The sequence below is a fragment of the Burkholderia sp. E168m23 genome, from assembly GCF_016586125.1.
Lineage (GTDB): Bacteria > Pseudomonadota > Gammaproteobacteria > Burkholderiales > Burkholderiaceae > Burkholderia > Burkholderia orbicola.
In genome coordinates this window covers 1-880 of sequence record NZ_BCPP01001541.1, presented here as the reverse complement: position 1 = coordinate 880, position 880 = coordinate 1, and the positions used below count along the sequence as shown (strand labels likewise).

At 53.3% G+C, this 880-nt stretch carries 1 pseudogene; it reads left to right on the top strand.

From position 1 onward, the window contains the following. Positions 1 to 45: 45 nt before the first annotated feature. Positions 46 to 880: pseudogene (locus tag JMF90_RS38760) on the top strand (FkbM family methyltransferase); the annotation flags it as partial.

The following is an 880-nucleotide window of genomic DNA, read 5'->3' as shown; positions in this document are numbered from 1 at the left end:
TTAACTGATACTGCTCTACAGCGAGAGCGTTACTGGACCGAAACATTGCAGAGTGCGCTGGCTGAAATCGGTGCATTGACCGAAGCAGGGCGACAGGAGGCGAAGCGGGCAGAAGAGGCTCTCGAGCGACAGGCCCGTTCGCTTCGGGAAGCGGCCGAGGTCGAACGTATTCGGTTAAGTGATGATTTCGCTACGGAACTGGCTCGGCTGCGCCGGTCTCATCAAGATGAACGGGACAGATGCCATGCGCGAGAAGCCGAACTGATTCGGCAATGTGAAGCGGTCGCGATATCTGCATCGGAGGAGCGTCAGAAATTAACCGAGCAGCATGCGATGGCGCTCGAGGAAAAGGGCAAAGAGTGGAGCCGCCAAGCCGAACGGGAAAACAACTCAATTGTGCAGCGGTACGAGGCTCTGATACGAGAGTCAGAAGTCCAGCGAGCGGCGTTCGAGCAGCGGGTGGCGGAAGATTTGGCATTTCTTCAGTCGCAACTCGAACAATGTAATAAGGAACGTGAAAAAATTCGGTCGGATTACTCAGCCGAGGTAGAAGTTCTCAACGAGCACGTATTTTTGATGGCCGAAAGAAGCGCTGCATATCTATGGGAAGGATATCGCCTCGGGCGAGCGGAGCGAGCGCGTGGTTGGTTCGCAAGGGCATTCTTGCTGGGAGCGCCGGGCGCGGAGGTTGACTTGCAGCGCTTTTCTCAGTCAGTAGGTTCTATGAGGGCTGTGGGGTTGGCGAAGCGGCGTATTAATCATATGAAAAAATTGAAAATTAATTTCCAGCCGGAATTTGTCGTTCGTAGTGATGGAAAATACGGTCTTGATGACTTTCTTTTGCTACACGACAGAAATTTCGTTCGTGCCGCCTATCTTG